Source organism: Epilithonimonas sp., assembly GCF_032054305.1.
GTDB lineage: Bacteria > Bacteroidota > Bacteroidia > Flavobacteriales > Weeksellaceae > Epilithonimonas.
Map to the genome: position 1 here is coordinate 369,863 of NZ_DAMBSX010000001.1, position 25,328 is coordinate 395,190.

Consider the following 25,328-nt stretch of genomic DNA (forward strand, 5'->3'; position numbering starts at 1 on the left):
CATGTTTAAATCAATTATCATTAAAAATTTACTAAATTCGCATTGAATTTAATACCTAATACATGAAGAAAGAACTTTTACGAATTGGTATTTTGTGTAGTGTCGTTGGATTTACCCTATCCGCGAACGCACAGGAATACATTGACAAGAAAATTACCGAGAAGAACGGGAATGTTAGTTTAGTAACGTTTAAGAGTGATGCGAATTTAAAATCAGCTTCAAAAGCTGATTTATTTAAGGAGATTTTAAAACTTCCTGCTGGTGCAGAACTTAGACTTGCTAAATCGGAGAAAGATGCGAAAGGCAATTTTTTGGATGAAAAGTATCAATTGTACTACAACAACGTAAAAGTTGAATTTGGAACTTACAATCTGCATTACAAAAACGGAAATCTTACAAGTATGAATGGTGAGATCTTCGATACAAATAATGTTAATATTTCTCCAAAAATCTCTTCACAATCTGCATTAGACAGAGCGATTCAAAACGTTGGAGCGCAAAAATATATGTGGGATGATGCGGAAAGCAATGTAGATAACTACAAAAAACCGACTGGAGAATTGGTTCTTCTTCCAATACAGCAAGTTGACGAAAGTTATAAATTGGCTTTAGCATACAAATTCGATGTTTTTGCCTCTCAACCGATGAGCAGAGATTATATCTATGTAGATGCTGCAAGCGGACAGATTTTATTATCAGATGCAATCATCAAGCACGCCAACGGGAGTAAACACAACGTTTTAAAAAACGAACTTGACACTGACAAAATCGTTTCTGAAGTTAAGGATTCTGAGCTTAAAGAAACAATTTCAAAATTGGCAACTGGCAACGCAGCAACACGTTACAGTGGAACTCAATCCATTGAAACCTCATTAAATACAGCAGGAACCAACTATATCTTGTTTGACACCACTAGAGGAGCAGGCGTACGAACTTATAACTTGAAGAAGAATACAACTATAACCAATACTGATTTTACAGATGCAGACAATGATTGGACTGCTACAGAATTCGACAATTCTACTTGGGACAATGCTGCTTTGGATGCCCATTTCGGTGTTGAAAAAACTTATGATTATTTTAAAGATTTTCATGACAGAAATAGCTATGACAATAATGGTTCACTATTAAGGAGCTATGTACATTATGGAAGTAATATCAATAACGCTTATTGGTCTGGTTCTTATATGCTCTACGGAGACGGTGACAGGAGTAGCACTTTCAACGTATTGACAGCGTTTGATGTTACAGCCCACGAATTAGGTCACGGCGTTTGTGCTTCTACGGCAGCATTAGCATATCAGAGAGAATCGGGAGCTATGAACGAAGGGCTTTCTGACATTTGGGGATCTGTTGTTGAAGAGACATATCTTCCAAATAAGGAAGCTTTCACAATCGGAGAAGACATCACATTATACTCGCCTTATTACTTAAGGTCGTTGAGCAACCCAAAATCTGCAGGGCAACCTGATACATACAGAGGTATCAACTGGCAACCGGCTACTGCTGCAGAAGGTTGTACCACACCTGATCGAGATGCGAATGATTATTGTGGTGTTCACACAAACAGTGGTGTTTTGAATCATTGGTATTATGTTCTCGTACAAGGAAAAACAGGAACCAATGACATTGGAAAATCATACAGCGTAACTGGAATTGGATTCGAAAAAGCTTCTAAAATTGTTTACCGTTTGGAAACAGCTTACCTTTCTTCCAACTCCACTTATACCAACGCCAGAAACTTTGGAATTCAGGCAGCCGTTGATTTGTATGGTGCAGACTCTCCGGAAGCAATTGCTACTCAGGATGCTTTCTATGCTGTTGGCCTAGGTTCAAAATACAATCCTAACGGACCAGATACAACGGCCCCAACTAATCCACTTAATCTAGAGGCTACTTCTACAACCAATGTTTCTACCTATCTTACCTGGACAGCATCTACCGATGATTTTGCTCTGGATGGCTATAACGTCTATAAAGATAATGTATTATTAGGCACAACTTATAAAATATCCTACTATGTAACAGGATTATCCGCTTCTACAACTTACAACTTCAAAGTTGAGGCAAAAGATGAAGCAGGAAACAAATCTGACTTTAGTAATGTCGTTCCTGTAACTACATTAGCTACAGGTAATACATACTGTACTTCCCAAGCTTCCAATACAAGCTTTATGAAAATACAAAATGTAAAACTCAACACCATTGATAATGCAAGTACCGGAAGCACAGGTTATGAAGATTTCTCTTACTTATCTACTGATGTGACAAAAGGAAGTACTTACACAATTACAATAACTCCACAATGGTCCGGCACTGTATATCCATTGAGATATAGATTGTACATAGACTACAATAATAATGGTGTTTTTACTGATACCGGGGAAACAGCCTGGTCACAAACTACAGCTACAAGTGCTGCGACTGTTACAGGAACATTTACAATTCCGACAACGGCAATAACAGGCAGAGTCAGAATAAGAGTGCAGGCCGCTTATTCTCAAACACCTACATCATGTTCTACTATCAATTATGGCCAAGTAGAAGATTATTCCTTGGACATTCAGGAATTGCTGGCAGTTTCTGATGTTAATAACAAAAACGGAGTTTCTATCTATCCGAATCCAGTGAAAGATGTTCTTAATATCAAATCAAATGAAAGTGGAGATTCTACTTACAGAATTTTCAACGTGGCGGGTCAATCTGTTGCTAATGGAAAATCTGTAGATAACAAGATTGATGTGAACAAACTTGCTACAGGAAATTATGTTATCGAACTAGTGAATAAAAAAGGAGAAAAATCAACTCAAAAATTCATTAAAAAATAATAACAAATTTTATTTCTAATAAAAAAGCTCCCAAATTTGGGAGCTTTTCATTTTATTTCGAGTCAAAACTATTAATGTCCGGAATGACCATCAACACCATGGGCATGACCATGAGCCAATTCTTCTTCTGTTGCTGGACGTGTGTTCAGAATTTCAACATCGAAAAACAAACTTCTTCCCGCCATTGGGTGATTCAGATCTACTATAACCGCTTCCGACGTTACTTCCAGAACTACAGCTTGGAAATTGTTCCCTTGATTGTCAGAAAGTGGTAAAACTGCTCCAACTGGAGGCAATTCCTGACCTTGGAACATATCCACAGGCAATTGTGTAATTGCTTCCGGATTTCTTTCACCATAGCCTTCACTTGGTGCAATTTCGAAAGAAGTTTTATCTCCAACAGCCAGATTTTGAATTTCATCTTCAAACTTTGGAATCATCATTCCTACACCGTAAAGAAAAGTCATTGGATTTTCTGCAGATGTTTCTTCTACGAAAACTTTCTCTCCATTCTCATCATTGGTGTGCAGAACATATTTTAAGGTTACTACATTGTTTTTTTCTAATGCCATTTTTGTATGATTTAATTATTTTTTATAGCATCTTTTCTGATGCCACGTCAGCAAAAGTAAGCTTTTGAAAATTAAGAGTAGAATATTTGAAATAAAACTTCTTTCCAAATATTTTCTTTTCGGGAATTTTTCTGGAACTTAGCAGAATGGCAAAACTCAAAACTCAATATTTCTGTCAAAACTGTGGCGCACAATATTCCCAGTGGCATGGGCAATGCAAAACCTGTGGAGAGTGGAATACACTTGTGGAAGAAATTGTAGAAAAATCGACTAAATCTGTTGTAACAAAATCCAAATCTTCCATCATCAACATCATCGAAGTTGAAACCAATGAAGAACCTAGAATCAAGACACCTTCTGAAGAACTTGATAGAGTTTTGGGTGGCGGAATTGTTTTAGGTTCTGTAACCTTAATTGGTGGCGAACCCGGAATTGGAAAATCGACTCTCCTGCTTCAATTAGCTTTGAAAATGAAGAAGAAAATTCTATATGTTTCCGGAGAGGAAAGTGCGTCGCAAATCAAAATGAGAGCCGACCGTTTAGCCGAAGTTAAAAATCCAAATTGTTTTCTTTTTACAGAGACTAATGTTGAAAAAATCTTGCATGAAGCTAAAAAGCTTCAGCCCGATTTTATGATTATCGATTCAATTCAAACATTACAATCTCAATTGATAGAAAGTTCACCAGGAACGGTTTCGCAGATCAGAGAATGTTCGAATGAGATCATCAAATTTGCCAAAGAAAATAACATTCCCGTCTTCTTGGTTGGTCATATCACAAAAGATGGTCAAATCGCAGGACCAAAAGTTCTGGAGCATATGGTAGATGTAGTTCTGAATTTCGATGGTGATAGAAACCATCTTTTCCGATTACTACGAGCCAATAAAAATCGTTTTGGCTCAACATCTGAAATTGGCATTTACGAAATGATTTCGCAAGGTCTAAAAGAAATCAAAAATCCATCCGAAATTCTCATCACCAAAAAATCGGAAGAATTATCAGGAAATTCTGTCGCAGTAACATTGGAAGGAAATCGACCTATGTTATTGGAAATCCAGGCACTGGTTTCAACTGCCGTTTATGGAACTCCGCAGAGAAGCTCAACAGGATTTGATTCGAAAAGATTGAATATGCTTTTGGCAGTTCTGGAAAAAAGAGCTGGTTTCCAACTGGGAGCGAAAGATGTTTTTCTTAACATAACCGGCGGAATTAAGACCGATGATCCTGCCTTGGATTTAGCCGTTGTTGCTTCCATTTTATCTAGTAATGAAGATATCGCAATTTCCGAACATTATTGTTTTGCCGGAGAAATTGGTCTAAGTGGCGAAATTCGCCCAATTGCTCAAGCAGAACAAAGAATTACCGAAGCAGAGAAATTGGGTTACGAAAAGATATTCATTTCAAATCTTAATAAACTTCCAAAAAGAAAATTCGGGATCAAAATTGAGGAGATAAGTAAAATTGAGGATTTTGTAGAATTGCTTTTTTAATTTTATTCGTGATTCAATAATTTGTAAATTCACTTGATGAATTATCTAGCCCACTCTATTCTATCTTTTACCCACGGACAACTCGTTGGGAATATGATTGCGGATTTCATCAAGAATAATGAGCGGGAAAATTTTCCTTTAGAAATCCAAGAAGGAATCAAACTTCACAGATTCATTGATACTTTTACAGATTCCCATCCCGCAGTTTCCGAAGCTAAAAAAATATTCAGTCCGCTTGTAAGGCTATATTCCGGAGCTTTTGTAGATGTAGCTTTTGATTATTTTGTAGCACATTCCTATCCTTTGGAAGATCTGAAACAACATTCCCTAAAAACTTATAAAATCTTATGGGAAAACGAAAACTGGCTCCCAGAAAATTATAAAAGAATGCTAGTAAGAATGGAGCAAGATGATTGGCTCACGAACTACAGACAGGATCAGGGAATCAAATTCAGTATGCAAAACGTATTGAACAAAGCAAAGTATTTGGACAAGGATATTCCTGTTTTTGGTATTTTCTTAAAACACAAAGAACAATTACAAAATCATTTTGACGATTTCTTCCCTGATATTTTGAAAGAATGTCAACAAAAATTCAAATTGTTATAAGAGCCATTACGTATTTCTTACCAATTTGGGACTAATTACTATTTAAAAGTCCAATTATAATTAGATAGTATATGAATTTTTAATATTTTTGTAGCTACATCAAGGCTGTGGAATTCAAAAAAAAATTAATATTAATTCTCATTATTATTTCGTGTTCAATAAAAACGAAAGCACAGCAATACACTCCTGAAAAAATTGACAGATTGATTGCGATCTCGTTCCAAATGGCAGATCGCGAAAAAGCCTTAAAGCAAAATATCAAGACCTATGATATTGCTGATGAAATAGGTTACTACAAAGGGAAAGCCAAATCTTTAAAAGGGCAGATCAATTGTTATCTTGGGTTGGGTGAGCAGGAAAAAGCTTTGGAAGCCGCAGAAAAACTTTTGAATATCGCTACAAAGGAGAATGATAATTTCCACATTTCACAAGCACTTATTGCGAAAACATTGGCATATGCCTATTTGGGGTTTTTTGAAAAAGCATACAGCACAAGTGATCAAGCTGAAAAAGAAAGCCAAAAGATATCCGACCATGATGAGCGATACATCTCTCTAGGACAGGTCTATTCTGGTAAATCCGAGATCATGAATCTAGAATACCAACCTCCCGAAAAAACAATAAAATACGACCTAAAAAGTGTAGAATATTACAAAAAGATAAAGGATCCGAAAAAAAGGAATGGCTGGCTGGGAATCCAATATTCCAGTCTTGGTTATACTTATATCGACCTCGACCAATATGACCAAGCCATCTATTATAATAGAAAGGCTTATGAATTATCAAAAATCGAGAATGATTCCATCAATCAAGCTTTTGGACTGTATGGTCTTGGAAATGCATATCTGGAAATGAATATTGCGGACAGCTCTATCTATTACTACAAAAAAGCACTTCCAATTTTTGAGAAAGCCCAGGACATCTACAGAATGCAATATATTTACGAAGATCTTGCAACTATCTATGAAAAGATGGGTGAAGATAAAGTTTATAGCTATTATTCCAAAAAAGCTAAGGAACTATCTGATATTGCAAGAAAAAAAGAAAAAATCGAGACAGACAAAATCGCCAATAATATCCTGGAACAGGAAAAGCTTAACTGGTACAAAAATTTTTATATCCTTATAGGAACTATTATTGCGCTGATCATTTTATTCATATTTCTTGCACTGAATTATTTTAAAAGATATCAGACCGAAAAAGAGCAGAAAGAGAAAACAGAGATCGATCTGATAGAAAAGGAAACAGAATTGAATCACTTGGAATCTAAAATGAACGATGCTTTTGCCGAATTATTGGAACTTGCCAAAAGTAATGACTCTTCTTTTCTCAGCAGGTTTATGGATGTTTATCCGAGTTTCTATAATAGATTCACAGCAGAATATCCGGACATGACGAGTGGACAATTAAAATTCTGTGCATTGTTGAAACTTAATTTTTCTACCAAAGAAATTGCACTTTTCAGTCATATTTCCGTCAGAAGTGTTGAGATGAAAAAGAACAGATTAAGAAAGCAATTGGGCATTTCTTCTGAAGTTGACCTCAATAATTGGATGATGAATTTCTAAGACGACCACCTAATAAAATTTTAACATACTGAAAATAAAAACACTACAAATCTGTCGTAGATATGTTGTAGATGATTTCTTGCATAATATGATATCAAAGTGCAATCTTTGTCATGAAAAAAAGAAAGGTTCATTAAACAAAAGAAAAAAATTTATTGTCCTATATCATTTTCGTAAACACGAGATTCTAAAAGCACAAAAAGTCGAATCTGGTCTGTAGCTATTTCAATTTTTCAGACTATTATCAGTTGTTTGTTTTACTATTTAGTTTCATATCAAATCGCTGGTAAAATAACGACACTGCTCTGGAAAGACATCTGGAGCTTTTTTCATTTTAAAGTGCTACCTATCTGTGCTGATCTATCAGAATTTTATTTCCGTCAGGATCAACAAATTCTATATAAGCAGGGCCTTTTGATTTTTCGTCAGCTTCTTTACTAAGCTTTATTCGGTCATTTTTTAATTTTTTCTGAATGTCGCGAACATCTGTAAAAGGATTTGTCTCTTTCGCATTCTCATCCCAACCCGGGTTGAACGTGAGAATATTCCCCTCAAACATTCCTTGAAAAAGGCCAATAATTGTTGTTCCATTCTTCATTATAATATACCGATGTTTCATATCGCCTCCCATTTGAGAAAACCCAAGTTTTTCATAGAACTCTTTTGATTTACTTAAATCTTTTACATTAAGACTTACCGAAAAAGCACCGAGAGGCAATTTATCTTTCTCCATATCTTTTGAATTAGTTTGTTGGGAAAATAGCATAATTGGCAACAACGCCATCAAAATAAAGATTTTTTTCATATTTATTTATTGAATTTGAGCTTTGTTTATTTCATACTATTCCACCTGGGAATGATTGCTAATAACCCAAGACCAACGTAAAGGAAAAGCACTGTGATGTCTGAATAAAGATAGGTACTTAGAAAATAATTATGTAAACTAAAATGAATCATTACGAAAAAAGGAAATAGGATAACACCTAATTTTCTATAAAATAAAATCAATATCAAACTTAGAATTACAAGAACATCAACGCTTAAAGTATAATAGAAAAAACCTGAAGGAATATTAATGTCCCTATGTTGAGAAAGCTCGGCCAAATCTGTATTGATACTCAGCATATAAACTAAGATAATAAGTCCGAAAATGATATAGTGATCTTTATTATTTTTAAAACTTTTGTCTATAGCTTTCATGTTATAAATGTACAAAAAAAGAGCTTAATAAATAAGCTCTTTACTATAGAAATTTCTATTAACTAACTATATACTAACCGCATTTATAAGACGGTTCTTATCACTGATGTACTCTTCCATAGAGATCATACTTTCTGTTCTCATGACATCCTGGATATCATCTATCTGGTAGATGATCTTCTTAGCATCCTCTGTATTTTTTGCTTTCATTTTGCAAAAGATATTATATTTTCCAGATGTTACACTTGCCTCTACCACATTTGGGATCAGAGCCAACTGCTTCAAAACCTCTTGAGTATGGTTTGATTTTGTAAGTAAAATACCGATGAAAGCAGTAAAGTTATAATCTAACTTGCCATAATCGATGTTAAGGGATGAGCCTAGAATAATTCCCGCATCTTCCATTTTTTTCACTCTTACGTGGATAGTTCCTGCGGAAACATCCATCTGCTTAGCAATTTCTGTGAAAGGCATTCTTGTATTCTCTACTAGGAAATCAAGGATTTTTTTATCGATATCGTCTAATTGATAGTTCATTGTATGATTTTATTATTTATTTAAAATATATCTAATTTTTTTGCAAATTTAAAAAAAATATTTTAAATAAAAAGAAATATTAAAACATTAACAGCTTTTAACAAAATCAACATTTTTCATGATAATTATCATTTATTCGACTCGTTTCTTAAAGAATCTACTTTATTTTGCTCTATAGCCGCCGAGTCTGTTTTTAACCTTTTACGTCTTTTGAACATATATTTGAAAGAATCAAAACTTTTACTATACACAACCCCAACCCCATAGCTTTGATTATTAGCACCCGCTGTTCCCAATCCCAAATTAGAAGGTTTGGAATAAGCCCTCAGTAACCTGCTTCCATTATTATTTCTACTCCAGTCATACTCTATAGTTCCTTCAGCGGAAAGATAGTTTGCATTGGTATTCTCTGTTCTTGTAATTGGAACTCCCAAACCTGTCTTTAATTTGATTCTTGGAGATAATGCCAGACTAACATTTGTATTGGCACGGTCAGAGGTGTTAGAATTCGGATCACCGCTGATATAATCAAGATTGATCTGAAAAGCACTACTTATTGTATTAAGAACAGACCCCAGTTGTTTGAAGGCCATACTATATCCTGTACTTACAGCAGCTTGGGATACATTAATATTCAAACCTCCCGAATTAACAACGTTGAAATTGTTAAGGACCAACACCGATCCAAATTGAATAATTTTCTCATCCTCATTACTTAGTTTAGTCGCCAAAGTTTCTCTTACCTGCGAAGAAACATCAGGCGCCGAAACCCCAAATTGAATATCCGGTTTGGTAAGAGTTTCGGTGATCTTGGTTGTCAAAACTACATTGATCGGTTGAGTAAGTGACATCCCGAGATACTCTCCGGCATTGGTAACAGTTCTTGTATAATTTGCTGTGATATCCAGATCTGGCGTCATTGGATTACCACTCCATTGGATATTACTGTTCCTCGCTATTTGGAAAGTTCTGTTAAGAATTGCCTTGGAAACAAAAGTTCCATTATCCACAGTATATTTCCCATTCATGAAAATATTACCGCTTCTTTCCATCTTGAACTTCAAATTCCGGGCATCACCCCTAACAGAAATATTCCCAACATCATCTCCAACCAAAACATTGACCAATGATCCTTTATCAATTGTTACATCAAAATCAATAAGCATATTGGCACCAGAGCGCTTCTTCTTTTCTACAGAGACCTTACCTTCATCGTCCCGTTTCAAAAATCTTAGGATCTTGAATTCCTCAATGTTTGCTGTTGATGCACTGTTAAAGGTAAATGTACTATTATTAAGAACCCGAAGCCCGTCATTAGGAGTTGAAATGGACAATCCGGAGACCGGTCCACTTACATAGACATCTCCCTTAGCAGTAACCCTTCCCCAAAAAAGGTCGTTATCGTCTTGTGTAGAATTGAGCACCAGAAGATTATCGGCTTCCATGATCAATTCGACAGACATGGAGGAAAGGGTTTCAAAATAAATACCTCCCGATATTCTGCCTTTGGAATTTTCCCTACCATCTTTTATACCAATCCCAGAAAGCAATGCCTGTCCTTTGGAAAGGCTTATCACCGTATCATCAAATGAGTAATCTACGCCTGTGAACAATAGTTTTAGTCCGAAACCTTTCAAGGCGACATCTCCACTATAATCTATATCGTTTGTAGGTCCAGATACTCTAAGGTCTCCAGAAGCCTTACCTCTAAAATTCCCAAAGATCTCTTTCACAAATTGTTGGACAAAACCAAGATCGAACTCATTCATTTTGGCATTCAGATCAAGAACAGGAGAAGGATGATTATTATCAATCGTACCTGTAACATCGAGGGTATTCTGACCCAAAAGACCGGAAGATAAAGCTTGGATACTGACATCAAATACGTTTGGCTTTTCACTTTTAGTGATTCTGGTTTCAACGTCTCCCATCTCATTGCCATTCATGAAGATATCATTCACATCCAGATCCACCAGAGGTTCCAGATTGTTCCCCGATTTTTTCAGTTGAATACTTCCGTTCGCTGTTCCTTTGATGTCCATGGCATTTTTATCCTTACCAAAGGCCAAAAGTTTCGAGATATCAAGATTTTTAACCTCAGCATCGGCTGTGAACTCTTTCCCCGATTTGAAATCTGCACTTTTTATCAATAGTGCACTTTCATCAGAGTAAATTCTTAGATTTTTCACCAAGAAATCTTTTTCTTTTTTTCTATAAGTTATCGAGTGATCTAACTCTGGCCCTGTATCTACACTCCAAGCCACATCATTGAATTTGATCGTAGTAGGCTCAAATCTCAAAACATAATCTCCAGCAGTATTGGTCGTTTGATTAATGTTGACAATATATTCCTTCATCTGCTTCTCAGTCTCGTCTTCCAAACTGCCTAATTTGAAAATCGTTCCGATATGCAAAACCTGCGAATTTTCATTATTAGCCGTCAATTTCACATCCTGAAGAACATTATTGCCATATTGTCCTCTTTTGATGGTCGCCAATAATTGTTGACTGAGATTAGCCGTATTCACTCTCAAACTCAAACTATCAACCATAGCACTGTCTTTGACTTTGTTTAGGTCTGGCTGGTATGTCGCATCAGTTTCAGCTAAGAATTTTTCGGCTTCGGTCAGTTCTTTTTTGCTGGTCATCACATATTTGATTTGAGCTGCATCGGCATTCAGAATCAAATCATTGGTTGCTCCGACATAACTTCCGGCTACTTTTGCACCGTCCGGCAATTCCAGATCGGGAACAAAGAAAGAAACCAAACCTTGCTTCACATCAAAATCGAAATCGAAATTCTGTCCGTTGTAAGTTTTTTTCGGAGGGTTACCCACTAGAATTTTGTTGATACTATTCATCACCATGTTTCCGATGTCTTCCAAATCAAATCTACCGGAAACTCTTCCTGTAACCGCTCCTGGCGCATCTACAGAAACAATTCTGTTTCCATTTTCAAAAAATGCGTTGAGTTTGGAATCCGGAATATGTAATTTTTGTGAACTTGAATTGAGAGTCAATCCTTTGATATTGGTATCGAGGTTAAGGTCATTCAGATTGGTCATAGAAACTTTCCCGACCAAATGTCCACTTACAGAATTGGTATCACCAGCCGAAATACCAAAATATTTCAGATTCACATACTGGATATTAGCATCAAAATCCGCAAACAATCTTTTGGTGCTGAAGTCCACAATTCCTTTGAAATTTCCTTTTACATTTGCATCGTTGGCTTTAACATTTCCTGTGAATCTTCTTTTATTCAGAACACCATCGATCTCAATATTATTAAGGCTTTTGCCCATCAAATCAATATGATTGACATCCGAATTGGTTTTCACATACATCGTATTTACATCAAAACCTTCGCCTTGAACATTGAATTTACCCGAAATCAAACCAACTTGTTTGTTCTTGGTCAAAGCAGTTACATTCAAATCTTTGACATCTACGTAACCTCTATATTTTGGGCGTTTGGTGCTGTAATCTACAAGATTGAAGTCTTTCATTTTCGCCTGTCCAATTCCTGTAATAACATTTCCTGTAGCGAAAATCTGTTTTGGATTGACTTTTACAGAACCATTATATTTTAACCTTCCAAAATCATCCGCAATATTGCCCAACTTCGAAGAGATAAATTTCGGAAGCGAGGCTTTCAGACCTTTGTACGTGAAATCAGCAGAAACATCTTTACTTTCAATGAAAAACTTCTTGTCCAAAACACTGGAAATGGTCATCTTTTTGGTATTCAGATTGATTTCCTGCGAACGGATTAAGAAATTATTCAAAGTAAAATTATTCAACGGTCCGGTCATTCTTCCAGAGATGTTGATTGGCGTGTAATTGTCCCAATCCGGAACAAAATAACTCAAATCATAACCACTAATCTGACTTCCCGGAACCATTCTCAAATCCCAGTTCACTTTGTTGCCAAAATCTGCAAATTTCGTTTTTGGGTCAAGATTCAGAATCGCTTCACCCTGCAAAAGAGAATAATTGGTATTGAAGGTCAGATTCCCCAACTTCAAATGTTTTTTGGTCAGTTCAAAATTGGTGGAAAAAGTATCTACGATATGTTCTTTGCCGTGACGTTTTGTGATGAAATTAAAGTTTCTGATATCCGCAAAAACATCAGCGCCTTCCACTTTTAGAGAAGTGACATTCAGGTTGACGTTTCTTGCATCCAGCCATCTTCCTGCTTCGCCCGGACTATTTTCATTGACGATACTTGCAATCCCATTGATGATATCGAATTTCATTCCCATTTTAAAGGGTCTTCTTTTCGGGTCACGCGGTTTTCCATCATCAAAATTATCCACGTATCGGATAAAATTACTGATGCTGTCACCTTTATAAGTAATCACTCGGATGGTTGGCTCAATGATTGTCGCTTGGTTGAATTTGATATCTCGTGTGTTGAAAGCCAAAGCAAACCAATCGGACTTCACTCTAAGCTCCTTTGCTTTTACAAATTCATAATTTTTATAATCTTTCAGCGTCAATCCTTTTATCGTGACATCGCCCAGAAAATTAACATCAATATCCTTGATAGACATTCCCATTTTCAGGTCTTTGTTCAGAAAATCAATAGCTTGATTAGCGATATATCTTTTGGTAATAGGAAGGTTGATGATAACCAATACCAAAGCCACCAAAGCAATAATCCCGTAAGAAACAGTGCTGAGAATTCTTAGAAAAAGAGGTCGCTTTTTCTGGCTGACAGGTTTGTCAATATGTGGTTCTTCGTTATTTGTATTTTTATTTTCTAACTTTGCCATCTATTATGAGTGCATCAATTATTTTAGGTATAGAATCTTCTTGTGACGACACTTCTGCGGCCGTTATCAGCGGTAGCAAAATCCTTTCCAATGTGGCTGCCAATCAGGAAATCCATAACGAATATGGTGGCGTTGTCCCCGAGTTGGCTTCCAGAGCGCATCAGCAAAACATCATCCCTGTCGTAGAAAAAGCATTCTCAAAAGCAAATATACAACAAAATGAGATTTGCGCGATTGGTTTCACGAGAGGTCCGGGACTTTTGGGCTCACTCTTAGTAGGAACCTCTTTTGCCAAATCTCTGGCAATGAGTTTGAACGTTCCACTGATAGAAGTCAATCATTTACAGGCTCACATTTTGGCGCATTTCATTGATGATGCCAATCCAACGCCGCCCACTTTTCCGTTTTTATGTCTGACTGTTTCTGGTGGTCATACGATGATAGTTTTCGTTAAGGATTATTTCGACATGGAAATCATAGGAAAAACTATAGATGATGCGGCAGGCGAAGCGTTTGACAAAATCGGGAAAATTTTCGACCTCGATTATCCTGCCGGACCAATTGTGGATAGATTGGCAAAAGAAGGAAATCCTGACGCTTTCAAATTCAATAAACCGAGAATGGAAGGTTATGATTATTCTTTCAGTGGGATTAAGACCTCTGTTTTGTATTTTATTCAGAAAGAAGAGAGAAAGAATCCTGATTTCATTAAGGATAATATCAATGACCTTTGTGCTTCTGTCCAAAAATCAATCATTGAAATTTTGATGGACAAACTTGAAAAAGCAGCGAAAGAACTTAACATCAAAGATATTGCGATTGCCGGCGGTGTTTCTGCCAATTCTGGTTTACGACAATATATGGAAGACAATCGTGAGAAACTCGGTTGGAACATCTTCATCCCAAAATTCGAATACACAACTGACAATGCTGCGATGATTGCAATGGTTGCCAAACTGAAATACGAACGCGGCGAGTTTACGGATATTAGGACAACGGCTACTGCTAAGTATGATTTGTAGAAAGTTAGAGTTAATTAGACCATAAATGATATTTTGCAATGAAAATATTCAAAATTATATTCTTCGTTTTCTTTGGAATTCTAATTATAACATCGATAAAGACTTTCTTTTTTCCTGATTGGACTTTTACAGATAGATTGAGTTACAATCTCTTTTGGGCAATTCATTATTCATCATTTGTATTATCCTTTTTCAGCTTTTTATTAATTTTCCTAAAACAAATTACACCGAAAATTTTTTGTTCAATAGTCGCAATTATAATTTCTTTTTTCATTTTTAATTTTCAATTCAATCCCATAGATACAAGTAAATATCCTATTGATAAAAAAGTTCTGGGTAAAAGTGGAAATGAAAAAATTGTTGTTAGAGAAATGAATAAAGGAAAATCAAATGCAATAATTAACGACACCATTAAAGTAAATGATATTATGATTTTCCGAAAAATCATAAAAGATTGATTGAAATTTTAATATCGTGTAAATATATTTCCACTAGACGTTTTAGTAAGCTAGCCCAACTCAAAGTAAACCCAATGAAAATACTACTTGAAGAAAAAATACTCGGAAAACAATCTAAAAAAAGTTCAAAATTTTACTGGATTTTAGAAACGATAACGGGAAAAACCGAAATGGCAGAAGAGTCAGAAGATTTTGACCTAATAAGTTCCGAGACAGGTTATCTTCAGGATATCAAAGAGGAAATTCTTGAAAAAATCAATTCTGAAAATGTTTTTAGCTTTGCTTACGAACCAAAAGAAGGAGACTATCTTTCCATAAAAAATAACCTGAGAAAACAGGAATATCTCAATCTGATTTTCATCAATAACACTTGGGTAGAAGAAATTTACGTGTGTTCTTTGCGGGAATGCGACACAGATATCTACACTACGATTAAAACTGGTGTTGCTTTCATCAGCGAGAATGAAATTGCGTTTCAAAAAATCAAATAAAAATAATCCGGGCATTAACTTTAACCATTGAATTTTAAAGTTTAAAACTTATTTTTGTATTAAAATAAAAAGTTATGGCTTCAGGATTCTTTGCAATCTTAGATGATATTGGCGCATTGATGGACGACATTGCGGTAACCAGCAAATTAGCAACGAAAAAAACTGCCGGAATTCTAGGTGATGACCTTGCAGTAAATGCAGAAAAAGCAACCGGATTTTTATCGTCTCGCGAGATTCCTGTTCTTTGGGCAATCACCAAAGGTTCTTTTATCAACAAGTTGATTATTCTTCCCGTCATTTTCTTACTTAAGTGGTTATATGAACCCGCCATCAACTATATTTTGATTCTTGGTGGGATCTATCTGGCCTATGAAGGTGTTGAGAAAATTATTGAATATATCTTCCACAGAGGTAAAAAAGGCCACGAAGTTGTACAGGAAAGCGTTTTGCAAGAAGATGATGAAAATTCTGAAAAATCGAAAATCAGTTCCGCTATCAAGACAGATTTTATTCTTTCTTTGGAAATTGTCATCATTGCTCTAGGAACAGTTATCGAAAAACAGCATCCGTTAATCGAGCAAATCATTGCCGTTAGTATAGTTGCATTCATTGCAACAGTTGGTGTTTATGGTATTGTAGCTCTAATTGTTAGAATGGACGACGCAGGTTTTTTCTTAATGAAAAAATCTGGAAACAAAGGCTTTTTTTCCGGTCTTGGCCAATTTTTGGTTAAAGCTTTACCAATCGTGATCAAAATTCTTGGCGTTGTAGGAACTATTGCTTTGATCTTGGTTTCTGGCGGCATTTTCCATCATCATATAGAATACATCCATCATATTGTTCCAACGAATATTCCCGAGCAGATTCCACAATTTGGGTTGGGAATTGTTTTTGGTTTGGCGGCCGTTTTGGTGATGACGATTGGTAAGAAGATTTATAAATTTGTAATACCTGCTAAAAAATAACATTCACTTTTTGTCATTCCGTAGGAATCTTAAGAGCCTGAATTCCTACGGAATGACAATAATCTGTAAAATTTTTGATACAAAATGAAACTTTTCTTTGGACAGATTTTCCCTGATTTAATTATTGATTCTGATGAACAACAACACATCACAAAAGTTCTCAGAATGCGAGAAGGCGAAGAGATTTTCGTAACCGATGGCAATGGAAATCTGACTAAAGGAAATCTTGTTTTCGAAGGTAAAAAAGTTTCATTGGACGTTACTGAAATCAAAGAAAATCTTCCTAATTTTTCTCCGAAGCTTCACATTGCGATTGCGCCAACAAAAAACATTGACCGAATCGAATTTTTTGTTGAAAAAGCTGTTGAAATGGGAATTTCTGAAATCAGTTTTATATTAACAGAAAAAACAGAACGCAAAAATATCAGCATTGATAAATTGAGAAAACAAGCTATTTCAGCTTCAAAGCAAAGTCACAGATTTCATTTTCCGAAAGTTAATGATTTGACCAAATTTTCTGATTTTATGAAAAACTTAGATTCAGAAAATACTTTTGTTGCCCATTGTAATGAAAATTTGGAAAGGATTAATTTGAATGCGCTTCGAGAGCCTCAGCGTGACAATGCCATCAACCAAATTACTTTCCTCATTGGTCCCGAAGGCGACTTTTCTGATAAAGAAATTCAATTATTAGCAGATAAAGGAATCAAAGCTGTTTCACTCGGTAATCAAAGATTGAGAACGGAAACTGCCGGAATTTTTGTAGCCGCTTGGAATTACGATAAGATGTTTTGATTTTTCTTAAATTTCCCGAATGAAAAACATTTTGCCGAGCATTTGGGAAACCGAAACTTTTTATAGAAAACGAGATATTGCAATCATCGGTTCGGGATTTACAGGACTTTGGACTGCTATTTCTATCAAGGAAAAACATCCTGAAAAATCAGTTTTGATTATCGAACGAACTTCTGTTCCGACTGGCGCCTCAACTCGGAACGCAGGTTTTGCTTGCTTTGGAAGTTTGACCGAGATTATTTCTGATTCTGAAAAAATGGGTTGGGATAAAACTTTGGATTTGGTCAAAATGAGATTCGAAGGTTTGGAGAAAATCCAGAATTATTTTACTAATGATGATATTGATTTTGAATTGTGTGGCGGATATGAAATTTTAAATGACGAATCAGCTTTGGAAAAATTGAATGAAGTCAATGAAAAACTTGCTCCCATTACAAAAACAGAAAATACTTACAGAATTGCGAATGAAAAGATTGCAGAATTTGGTTTAGGAAAATCCGATTTTTTGGTTGAGAATCTCTGTGAAGGAAGTTTACATTCGGGAAAATTATTGAACCAACTTTTAGAGAAATGCCATGAACTGAAAGTTGAGTTCTTAATTGGAACCGAAATAGAATCAGTTTCAGAAAACAATTATGAAATCGAAATTAAAATCGATAACAATCTTATTCTGAAATCTGAAAAAGTCATCTATTGTACGAATGCTTTCAGTTCAAAATTTCTGGAATCCGAAGAAATCATTCCTGCAAGAGGACAAATTATACTTACAGAACCGATTGAAAACCTTAAACTAAAAGGAACTTTTCACTGCGAGGAAGGTTTCTATTATTTCAGAAATTTAGGGAACAGAATTCTTTTAGGCGGTGCAAGAAATCAGGATTTTGAAACGGAAAAAACAACAGATTTTGACACAACAGATTTTCTGCAAAATCATTTGGAACAATTTTTAAAAGAAGTTATTCTACCTAACCAAGACTTTAAAATCGCAATGCGTTGGTCAGGAATCATGGCAATGGGAACGGAAAAAACTCCGATTGTGAAACGAATCTCTAAAAGACAATTTTGTGCTGTGCGACTTTCCGGAATGGGCGTTGCGCTGGCTCCGAAGATTGGAGAGATGGTTTGTGAGTTGGTTTCTTAAAATTATTTTGGCCTTTTCTTCGTATCCTGAAGCGCATTAAAAACCGCTTTTACCAAGATTGTATCTCCAGAAACTCGATAGAAAATGATATACGGGAATTTACGCATCGTCAATCCTCTGAAATCTTTATAGTAGATTTGAAAATATGGACTTTGCTTTATTCTTCGATAGTTTGCTCGTAATCTTCAATGAATTTTCGAGCTACTTTGTCAGATACTTCTTTTTTGTAATAAGACGCAGCTTCTCTTACATTTGATTTTGCAGCAGTAGAAACAATGACTTTAAACGCCATATTCTTTCTTCAGCTCCGCTACAAAACTGTCATTATCTTCATAATCCGACAGCGAAAAATCATCTTGACTATCCAATATCCTCTTTTGCTCATCAGACAGCTCAAAAGCATCTTGTTTTTTCTCGTACTTTGCTCCAATAAGCTCCAAGAATTCTCGAAAAAAAGAATCTTTATTATCCGGTATAGAAACATTGTAAGTGGTCATAATTAATATTTTATAATCAAATATACTAAGATTATTGATTCTCTCTCAAATACTTTTCCAAAATCATATCACCACTTGGGATAGAATTCTTCGCCCAGCGGATTTTCATTCGGAGTAATTTTTCCTCGGACAGTTTATAATCAATATCAGATTTCAGCAGTTTTTGTTTGAGTTCATACATACAGATTGCTGCAGCAACAGAAACATTGAAACTTTTTGTAAAACCGTACATTGGAATAGCTAAAGTTTCATCGGCAAAGTCGAGCAATTCATCTGTTGTTCCTTCCCACTCTGTTCCAAAAACCAAAGCCAAAGGTTCTTCGATTTTGTAGTCTGGTAACATTTTCGCATTGTTTTCTGCCGAAACTGCAACGATTTTGTAGCCTCGATTTTTGATGTTTTGGAGAGATTCTATCGTTCTCGGCATTTTCTCCACCTCGACCCAAGTATCTGCGCCTTTTGTTACCTTTAGATTCGGTTCAAAGTAATTCTCCTTTTCCATCGCCACCACCTTATGAAATCCACAAGCTTCTACGGAACGAACAATGGCAGCTGCATTTCTGAACTGGTAAATATCTTCCATCACAGGCAAAACAAAGTCTGAGCTCTCTTTGGAATAATGTTCGATTTTCTGCAGACGTTCCGGCGTTAAAAAAGACTGAAGGTATTCGTAGGTGGATTCTAAATTCATTGAGGACAATTTCTTTTGGCAAAAATAAAAAAAGCGGTAAAAATTACCGCTTTAAATGTTATTTCTTTTTGTTTCTGGCTTGCTCCTGAGCTTTCTGCTGCTCTTGCGCTTTCTCCATCATCTCTCGCATTCTTTTCTGGAAAGTTCCTTCTTTCTTCGGTTCTTTCTTTTTGTTTTCCTGGATCTGAGCATGGATTTTTTTCTCATCCAAAATGAAATATTTAATCACTAAGATAATCACGATATTAATCGCATTCGATACAAAATAATACCAGGAAAGACCAGATGCAGAACTGTTCAGGAAGAACAGGAATGTGATCGGGAAGATATACATCAACACCTTCATATTCGGCATCCCTTCTTGTTGTGGCTGCTGAATGTTACCTGAAGTCATAATCGTGTAAATCAAAATCACAATCGTACACGCAATAGCAAATACACTCAGATGATTTCCTAACAAAGGAATGTTGGTTCCCCAACTGATGATATCGTCATAAGCTGTCAAATCCGGAACGAACCAGAAGCTTTTTCCTCTCAGATCCAGCATATTCGGGAAGAAACGGAATAGTGCGTAGAACAATGGAATCTGTACCAGCGCCGGCAAACAACCCGCCATCTGATTCACGCCGGCCTTTCGGTAGACCGCCATTGTTTCCTGCTGTTTTTTCATCGGGTCCGCATCTTTGAATTTGGCATTCACCTCATCAATCTCCGGACGAATAACCTTCATCATTGCACTTAGTTTGTGCTGCTTGAACATTACCGGAGACAAAATCAATTTCACGATGATAGTCATCCAGAAAATGGCCCAACCTGCGGCGATTCCCCAACTGGAAAGTAAATCATACAAAGGCATAAATACATATCTGTTCAATGAACCAATGAATGACCAACCTAATGGAATAATCTCGTCAAAGTTCTTATCAAAAGATTTCAACAAATCCATATCCAATGGCATAAAATACCAAGTGAAGTCTTGATTCAATTCGTTTCCTGCCAAATTAACCTGACCGTCATAATTGAATTTCTTCAAGAACTCGCCTTCCGGAATAGCTTCCTGATTTCCTTTTGATTTTGTAAATCCATTTTTAGCTTCGATAACTGCTGCGAAGAACTGCTGTTTTACACCAATCCAGTTCAGTGTTTCGTCCGGCTCATCCATATCAGAACGAGCGTCGTAATCGTAGTCTTTATAATTGTTGAACGCATAAGAAAACTCGGTGTGAGTCTCTTCTTGTGAACGTCCTTTTTCTGCGCTTCTTACGTTATAATTCCAAATGAAATTAGCTTTACCATCGTTCACAACACTAGCCAGGCCTTGTGTTTTCACCTGGAAATCAACAGTATATTTTGCTTTCAGTGTATAAATGAATTGGATAACTGCGTTTCCGACTTTAGAATTAAGAGTTACTACATTTCCTGCAACTTGCGGTGTAAAAACCAAATCTTTGGTATTGAAAACTTTCCCAGATTTATCCGTAAACTGGAATCCGTAACTCGCATTATTATTGCTGAAAAGGTACAATGGTTTTCCGCCAAACGCTTCGAATTTATTCAATTTAACAGAGCTTAATTGCCCACCAACGCTAGAGAATTCCAAAGAAAGCTCGTCGTTTTGAAGGTTAACTTTTTGAACAGAATTGGGTGTTACAGTTGCTGCATTTAAGTTGGTTGCAGCAGGTTTAGATTTTGTAGTCTGCTCTGTTTTCTTAGCTTCCAGAGCTAATTTTTCTTGTTCGGCCTGCGCATTTCGGTTTTGGAAATAAAACATAAAACCGATAAGAATCATAGAAAAAATACCGAAGCTAATCAGTTGTTTTTTATCTAATCCGTTGTTTTGTTGCATTATAGAAATAAGTTTAAAGTTTAAGATTAATGATTTGAATGTCTTCGAGAACCTCAGACTGACATTTCAGAAACCTACATCATTTTGGTCTGCAAAAATAGGTTTTATTTTTCAGATTCCGTTATAAAGACGGTTGGCTCAGAGAAATACTTTTTTTCTGCTGTATAATGTAAAAAGTATAATGTACAGTGTATTTCTTCATATCCAGAATCATACTTTGTACATTATACTTAATACTTTTTTTCTACTTCTTAACCGTTGCGCTGATAAAAGCTTTGAACAATGGATGTGGTGTTGCAACCGTACTTTTATACTCTGGGTGATATTGAACACCGATGTAGAACGGATGGTCTTTCAGTTCCAAGGTTTCAACCAGATCCGTTTCCGGGTTCAGTCCGCTTGGTGTTAAGCCTTTATCTTCGAAGTCTTTTTTATAATCACTATTGAACTCATACCTGTGACGATGACGTTCCGAAATGGTTTTTGCACCGTAGACCTCAGCTAATTTTGAACCTTGTTTCAAAACACATTTCCAAGCACCAAGACGCATTGTTCCTCCTTTGTCTACTACATTTTTCTGTTCCTCCATCAAAGAAATCACAGGGTCTGGCGTAGAAGTATCAAACTCCATACTGTTGGCTTTTGCTAATCCTAAAACATTTCTGGCGAATTCTATCGTCATGATCTGCATTCCCAGACAAATTCCCAATAACGGAACCTTATTTTCTCTCGCATATTTCGCAGCCTGAATTTTTCCTTCGATTCCTCTGTCTCCGAAACCTGGCGCAATCAGGATTCCATCAACGCCATTCAATAGTTTTTCGGCACCTTCCTGTTCGATATCGCCACTGTAGACCCATCTTACCTTCACCTCGGTTTCCATATCAGAACCTGCGTGGATAAAAGCTTCGGCAATGGATTTATAAGAATCCTGAAGCGAAACGTATTTCCCAACCAAGGCTATTTCTACACTGCGTTTCGGATTTTTATATTTTTTAAGGAATGTTTTCCAGTCTTTTAGATTAACGTCCTTTCCTACAGGGAGATTCAGTTCTTTTAGAACCACCTCGTCAAAATTCTGTTTCTGAAGATATAATGGAACTTCGTAAATTGTGTCCATATCGATACATTCTATAACGTTTTCTAATCCGACGTTACAGAACTGTGCCAGCTTGGAACGCAAATCTTTCGGAATGGTGTGCTCCGTTCTGCACACCAAAACATCCGCCTGAATCCCACTTTCCATCAATTGACGAACAGAATGTTGGGAAGGTTTCGTTTTCAGTTCTCCACTTGATGATAAATAAGGCAACAATGTCAAATGAATGACCATAGAATTGTTTTTGCCCAGTTCCCATTGCAACTGGCGAACACTTTCTATGTAAGGAAGCGACTCGATATCGCCCACAGTTCCTCCAATCTCGGTAATAATGATGTCATAATCCTTTTTGGAAAGCATCTTTATTCTACGTTTGATCTCGTTGGTGATGTGCGGGATCACCTGAACTGTTTTACCAAGAAAATCGCCTTTACGTTCCTTTTCAATAACGGTCTGGTAGATCTTTCCAGTTGTAACGTTGTTGTTCTGTGAAGTTGGAGAATCCAGGAATCTCTCATAATGTCCCAGATCAAGGTCTGTTTCTGCGCCGTCTTCGGTCACATAACATTCGCCGTGCTCATAGGGATTAAGCGTTCCGGGGTCGATGTTGATATAAGGGTCAAGCTTTTGTATGGTAACTTTGAAACCGCGGGATTTAAGAAGAAGTCCCAAAGAAGCGGAAACAATACCCTTACCAAGTGACGATGTTACACCTCCTGTTACAAAGATGTATTTCGTTTCTTTTTTACTCATTAGATTAGGTTTGTGCAAAGTTAAAGCATCTCGACCTAAAAAACAATTTTACCGGAGATAATTCATGATATCATATTTTAAGAATACTAAAATGAAGTTAGAATCTTTCAATAAAAGAGTATCAAGCTATCACGATCTCCTACATCCGACCAATATTAAATCATAACTATATGAGACCATCTATCTTCATTTTTATTATCCTATTTTCCCTTAACACCACTCTTGCACAAGAACAAAAATCATCTGTCCCGCAACCCTTAACCGAGGAAGTCATTGTGAATCAGGTCAACGACCTCGTAGGTAAACAATATAGCATGGACGCCAAACAATTAGAAGTCGTGTTACTTAATTTAAAAGCAAAATCTGAAAAAATAGGCTCTGAAAAAGGAATTTTGGGAAGCGGTCGTTTTTTAATGAGTGTATTTGATAAACAAGGCAAGGACAAGGAAGTAGTTGAGCTAGGAAACCAGTTAATAAAAATAGTTCAAAATAAAAAAGAGGACCCTAAAGGAATAATAACCGATATTTATCAACAAACAGCACAAGCCCTGATGTATCTTGGTCTGGATGACGCTGGTAAAAAAGATCTTGAAATGTCAATTACTTTTGCGAAAACCATTGAAAATCCTGACAAAAAATACTTTAGACTGAGCCAGAATTACATCGCTTTACACACATATTATAATCATAAGACCGATGTGTCAAGTGATAAAAAATACAGAGACTCTACCATATATTATATAAACCGATCTTTGGAATCTGCAAAAAAATAAGTGATAATAGTACAATGAAGAATGATGTGAAATATGCTGCAATTGCTAACGCATATACTCGTTTGGGTATATTTTATCTGGAATATGCCGATGAAAAAGGTAATCTGGAACTTGCATAAAAAATCTTCTAAAAGCCGAAGAACTTCACAAGAATAAAGAAGGTTTACCACCAACCGCAACTAATACGCTTCTAAATCAATTAAGCTGGTTATATATGGAAAAGAAGGAATACCAAAAACCGATCGATTATGCAAAACGCGCCTTGGAAATAGAAAAGCAGTATAAGAATCCGGCGAACGGAGTAGAATCCTACGAGTTTTTGGCTACGTGCTATACAGAATTAGGAGAGAAGGAAAAATCAAATTCTATCTCCGAAATTATACCAATCTTAAGGATAGTCTTAGCTATGCGAAAAAAGAGAATACTGATATTGCGATGAAAAAAACAGTTGCAGAAATGAATAACGACCACAAAGAAAACAATGAAAAGCAATGGATCATCATGGGAGTCTTAGTGTTGCTTGTGACAGCAGCCACTATCATCTTTTGCAGGAGAAAGAACAAATTGCTTCGCAAAAACCATGACCAAATGATAGAGATGCTAAAGCAAGGAACGCTAAATGAAAGTAATCCCATAACCAAAACCCCAACTATCAACCAAAACTCTATCTCCAGTGATACGGAGAAAAAAATATTATCAAAACTGGAAGCCTTTGAAACATCTGACAGCTTTATCAAAAAGGACCTTACCATCAGCTACCTATCCAACCAGTGGAATACCAACCCAAAATATCTCTCAGATGTGATCAGGAGAAACAAGGGCACGAATTTCACGAACCATGTCAATCAATTAAGAATTCCTCACATCGTCCAAAAGTTATACAATGAACCAAAATATAGGGACTATAAAGTAGGTTATCTCGCAGATGAATGTGGATTTAACTCTCCTCAGGTTTTCATTATTGCCTTCAAAAAACTTTATGGTGTCACGTCTTTCTATTTCATCCAACAATTGAATAACGGAGAGGTCGGATAAAAGAAATGCTGCTTGATAACTCAAAGTGAAAATAATAAGATTATGAAATGTACTATTTGACAATTTGAGAGAAATGGTTTATTTTGATATGCTTTAAAAACAAAAAACCCTTCAAATTGCGGAATTTGAAGGGTTTTATCAGAAATTATATTATTTCTTAGTGGTTTCTCCAGGGATCGA

The 25,328-nt window shown here is 36.1% G+C and carries 22 protein-coding genes and 1 tRNA gene (1 of these 23 cut by a window edge); 12 read left to right on the top strand and 11 right to left on the bottom strand.

The window, feature by feature from the left end:
* The first annotated feature begins 62 nt into the window (after positions 1-62).
* A complete protein-coding gene (locus tag RTX21_RS01750) occupies positions 63-2,828 on the top strand; it encodes a M4 family metallopeptidase (protein ID WP_312765001.1) in 2,766 nt (921 codons plus the stop codon).
* A gap of 71 nt (positions 2,829-2,899) precedes the next feature.
* Here the strand turns inward: RTX21_RS01750 and RTX21_RS01755 are convergent, their stop codons facing one another.
* Complete coding sequence (locus RTX21_RS01755) at positions 2,900-3,400, bottom strand: peptidylprolyl isomerase (RefSeq protein ID WP_312765002.1); 501 nt, start codon at positions 3,398-3,400, stop codon at positions 2,900-2,902.
* A 146-nt stretch (positions 3,401-3,546) separates the two neighbouring features.
* Here RTX21_RS01755 and radA point away from each other — a divergent pair, with 146 nt between their 5' ends.
* From radA to RTX21_RS01770, 3 genes are all read left to right on the top strand, one after another.
* Entirely contained in the window at positions 3,547-4,890 is a 1,344-nt protein-coding gene (gene radA / locus RTX21_RS01760; protein WP_312765003.1) for a DNA repair protein RadA, read from the top strand.
* Between the two features lie 36 nt (positions 4,891-4,926).
* On the top strand, positions 4,927-5,499 hold the full coding sequence (locus tag RTX21_RS01765) for an ACP phosphodiesterase (protein WP_312765004.1): 573 nt from the start codon (positions 4,927-4,929) through the stop codon (positions 5,497-5,499).
* A 224-nt stretch (positions 5,500-5,723) separates the two neighbouring features.
* Positions 5,724-7,067, top strand: coding sequence for a tetratricopeptide repeat protein (locus tag RTX21_RS01770; protein WP_312765005.1), 1,344 nt, complete (start codon positions 5,724-5,726; stop codon positions 7,065-7,067).
* A gap of 346 nt (positions 7,068-7,413) precedes the next feature.
* Here RTX21_RS01770 and RTX21_RS01775 read toward each other — a convergent pair whose 3' ends face one another.
* The 4 genes from RTX21_RS01775 to RTX21_RS01790 form a co-directional block, all read right to left on the bottom strand.
* A complete protein-coding gene (locus RTX21_RS01775) occupies positions 7,414-7,785 on the bottom strand; it encodes a VOC family protein (protein WP_312765442.1) in 372 nt (123 codons plus the stop codon).
* Between the two features lie 113 nt (positions 7,786-7,898).
* Complete coding sequence (locus tag RTX21_RS01780; protein WP_312765006.1) at positions 7,899-8,267, bottom strand: hypothetical protein; 369 nt, start codon at positions 8,265-8,267, stop codon at positions 7,899-7,901.
* A 66-nt stretch (positions 8,268-8,333) separates the two neighbouring features.
* Positions 8,334-8,804 carry an Lrp/AsnC family transcriptional regulator gene (locus RTX21_RS01785; protein WP_089871628.1) on the bottom strand — a complete coding sequence of 157 codons (471 nt, stop codon included), beginning with the start codon at positions 8,802-8,804 and terminating at the stop codon, positions 8,334-8,336.
* 128 nt (positions 8,805-8,932) lie between these two features.
* Positions 8,933-13,582 (bottom strand): translocation/assembly module TamB, encoded by a 4,650-nt coding sequence (locus RTX21_RS01790; RefSeq protein ID WP_312765007.1) that lies wholly within the window; start codon positions 13,580-13,582, stop codon positions 8,933-8,935.
* A gap of 5 nt (positions 13,583-13,587) precedes the next feature.
* Between RTX21_RS01790 and tsaD the strand changes: the two genes are divergently transcribed.
* The 5 genes from tsaD (at position 13,588) to RTX21_RS01815 (ending at position 18,454) form a co-directional block, all read left to right on the top strand.
* The gene (tsaD, locus tag RTX21_RS01795; protein WP_312765008.1) at positions 13,588-14,604 is read left to right on the top strand and encodes a tRNA (adenosine(37)-N6)-threonylcarbamoyltransferase complex transferase subunit TsaD; all 1,017 of its coding nucleotides are present in this window, start codon (positions 13,588-13,590) and stop codon (positions 14,602-14,604) included.
* A 532-nt stretch (positions 14,605-15,136) separates the two neighbouring features.
* A complete protein-coding gene (locus RTX21_RS01800) occupies positions 15,137-15,553 on the top strand; it encodes a hypothetical protein (RefSeq protein WP_312765009.1) in 417 nt (138 codons plus the stop codon).
* A gap of 74 nt (positions 15,554-15,627) precedes the next feature.
* Complete coding sequence (locus tag RTX21_RS01805) at positions 15,628-16,518, top strand: DUF808 family protein (protein WP_312765010.1); 891 nt, start codon at positions 15,628-15,630, stop codon at positions 16,516-16,518.
* Between the two features lie 84 nt (positions 16,519-16,602).
* Positions 16,603-17,313 carry an RsmE family RNA methyltransferase gene (locus RTX21_RS01810; protein WP_312765011.1) on the top strand — a complete coding sequence of 237 codons (711 nt, stop codon included), beginning with the start codon at positions 16,603-16,605 and terminating at the stop codon, positions 17,311-17,313.
* A 19-nt stretch (positions 17,314-17,332) separates the two neighbouring features.
* The gene (locus tag RTX21_RS01815) at positions 17,333-18,454 is read left to right on the top strand and encodes an FAD-dependent oxidoreductase (RefSeq protein ID WP_312765012.1); all 1,122 of its coding nucleotides are present in this window, start codon (positions 17,333-17,335) and stop codon (positions 18,452-18,454) included.
* Positions 18,455-18,611: 157 nt separating this feature from the next.
* Here the strand turns inward: RTX21_RS01815 and RTX21_RS01820 are convergent, their stop codons facing one another.
* The 5 genes from RTX21_RS01820 to RTX21_RS01840 all read right to left on the bottom strand — a co-directional run bounded on the left by RTX21_RS01820 (position 18,612) and on the right by RTX21_RS01840 (position 23,340).
* Positions 18,612-18,746, bottom strand: a complete 135-nt coding sequence (locus tag RTX21_RS01820; RefSeq protein ID WP_312765013.1) for a hypothetical protein — start codon at positions 18,744-18,746, stop codon at positions 18,612-18,614.
* A complete protein-coding gene (locus RTX21_RS01825; RefSeq protein WP_312765014.1) occupies positions 18,736-18,951 on the bottom strand; it encodes a hypothetical protein in 216 nt (71 codons plus the stop codon). Before RTX21_RS01825 ends, RTX21_RS01820 begins: the two co-directional genes overlap by 11 nt.
* Positions 18,952-18,982: 31 nt before the next feature.
* The gene (locus RTX21_RS01830; protein ID WP_312765015.1) at positions 18,983-19,642 is read right to left on the bottom strand and encodes an RNA methyltransferase; all 660 of its coding nucleotides are present in this window, start codon (positions 19,640-19,642) and stop codon (positions 18,983-18,985) included.
* 58 nt (positions 19,643-19,700) lie between these two features.
* Positions 19,701-21,488 (bottom strand): membrane protein insertase YidC, encoded by a 1,788-nt coding sequence (gene yidC, locus RTX21_RS01835; RefSeq protein ID WP_312765016.1) that lies wholly within the window; start codon positions 21,486-21,488, stop codon positions 19,701-19,703.
* 244 nt (positions 21,489-21,732) lie between these two features.
* On the bottom strand, positions 21,733-23,340 hold the full coding sequence (locus tag RTX21_RS01840; RefSeq protein ID WP_312765017.1) for a CTP synthase: 1,608 nt from the start codon (positions 23,338-23,340) through the stop codon (positions 21,733-21,735).
* A gap of 170 nt (positions 23,341-23,510) precedes the next feature.
* On the opposite strand from RTX21_RS01840, the gene RTX21_RS01845 reads away from it, so the two are divergent.
* From RTX21_RS01845 to RTX21_RS01855, 3 genes are all read left to right on the top strand, one after another.
* Entirely contained in the window at positions 23,511-24,113 is a 603-nt protein-coding gene (locus RTX21_RS01845; protein ID WP_312765018.1) for a hypothetical protein, read from the top strand.
* A 214-nt stretch (positions 24,114-24,327) separates the two neighbouring features.
* A complete protein-coding gene (locus tag RTX21_RS01850; RefSeq protein WP_312765019.1) occupies positions 24,328-24,552 on the top strand; it encodes a hypothetical protein in 225 nt (74 codons plus the stop codon).
* Positions 24,549-25,148, top strand: coding sequence for a helix-turn-helix domain-containing protein (locus RTX21_RS01855; RefSeq protein ID WP_312765020.1), 600 nt, complete (start codon positions 24,549-24,551; stop codon positions 25,146-25,148). The genes RTX21_RS01850 and RTX21_RS01855 overlap by 4 nt, the downstream gene beginning before the upstream one ends.
* A 161-nt stretch (positions 25,149-25,309) precedes the next feature.
* On the opposite strand, the gene RTX21_RS01860 is transcribed toward RTX21_RS01855, so the two are convergent.
* Positions 25,310-25,328, bottom strand: a tRNA-Phe gene (locus RTX21_RS01860); it runs 154 nt beyond the window's last position.

Bases quoted from the DNA above. Each gene is read 5' to 3' on its own strand.
- RTX21_RS01765 (WP_312765004.1), top strand. From the start codon at position 4,927: ATGAATTATCTAGCCCACTCTATTCTATCTTTTACCCACGGACAACTC.
- RTX21_RS01810 (WP_312765011.1), top strand. From the start codon at position 16,603: ATGAAACTTTTCTTTGGACAGATTTTCCCTGATTTAATTATTGATTCT.
- RTX21_RS01800 (WP_312765009.1), top strand. From the start codon at position 15,137: ATGAAAATACTACTTGAAGAAAAAATACTCGGAAAACAATCTAAAAAA.
- RTX21_RS01855 (WP_312765020.1), top strand. From the start codon at position 24,549: ATGAAAAAAACAGTTGCAGAAATGAATAACGACCACAAAGAAAACAAT.
- tsaD (WP_312765008.1), top strand. From the start codon at position 13,588: ATGAGTGCATCAATTATTTTAGGTATAGAATCTTCTTGTGACGACACT.
- RTX21_RS01780 (WP_312765006.1), bottom strand. From the start codon at position 8,267: ATGAAAGCTATAGACAAAAGTTTTAAAAATAATAAAGATCACTATATC.
- RTX21_RS01845 (WP_312765018.1), top strand. From the start codon at position 23,511: ATGAGACCATCTATCTTCATTTTTATTATCCTATTTTCCCTTAACACC.
- RTX21_RS01825 (WP_312765014.1), bottom strand. From the start codon at position 18,951: ATGACCACTTACAATGTTTCTATACCGGATAATAAAGATTCTTTTTTT.
- RTX21_RS01790 (WP_312765007.1), bottom strand. From the start codon at position 13,582: ATGGCAAAGTTAGAAAATAAAAATACAAATAACGAAGAACCACATATT.
- RTX21_RS01755 (WP_312765002.1), bottom strand. From the start codon at position 3,400: ATGGCATTAGAAAAAAACAATGTAGTAACCTTAAAATATGTTCTGCAC.
- radA (WP_312765003.1), top strand. From the start codon at position 3,547: ATGGCAAAACTCAAAACTCAATATTTCTGTCAAAACTGTGGCGCACAA.
- RTX21_RS01805 (WP_312765010.1), top strand. From the start codon at position 15,628: ATGGCTTCAGGATTCTTTGCAATCTTAGATGATATTGGCGCATTGATG.
- RTX21_RS01750 (WP_312765001.1), top strand. From the start codon at position 63: ATGAAGAAAGAACTTTTACGAATTGGTATTTTGTGTAGTGTCGTTGGA.
- RTX21_RS01815 (WP_312765012.1), top strand. From the start codon at position 17,333: ATGAAAAACATTTTGCCGAGCATTTGGGAAACCGAAACTTTTTATAGA.
- RTX21_RS01840 (WP_312765017.1), bottom strand. From the start codon at position 23,340: ATGAGTAAAAAAGAAACGAAATACATCTTTGTAACAGGAGGTGTAACA.
- RTX21_RS01820 (WP_312765013.1), bottom strand. From the start codon at position 18,746: ATGGCGTTTAAAGTCATTGTTTCTACTGCTGCAAAATCAAATGTAAGA.
- RTX21_RS01785 (WP_089871628.1), bottom strand. From the start codon at position 8,804: ATGAACTATCAATTAGACGATATCGATAAAAAAATCCTTGATTTCCTA.
- RTX21_RS01830 (WP_312765015.1), bottom strand. From the start codon at position 19,642: ATGAATTTAGAATCCACCTACGAATACCTTCAGTCTTTTTTAACGCCG.
- yidC (WP_312765016.1), bottom strand. From the start codon at position 21,488: ATGCAACAAAACAACGGATTAGATAAAAAACAACTGATTAGCTTCGGT.
- RTX21_RS01850 (WP_312765019.1), top strand. From the start codon at position 24,328: ATGGAAAAGAAGGAATACCAAAAACCGATCGATTATGCAAAACGCGCC.
- RTX21_RS01770 (WP_312765005.1), top strand. From the start codon at position 5,724: ATGGCAGATCGCGAAAAAGCCTTAAAGCAAAATATCAAGACCTATGAT.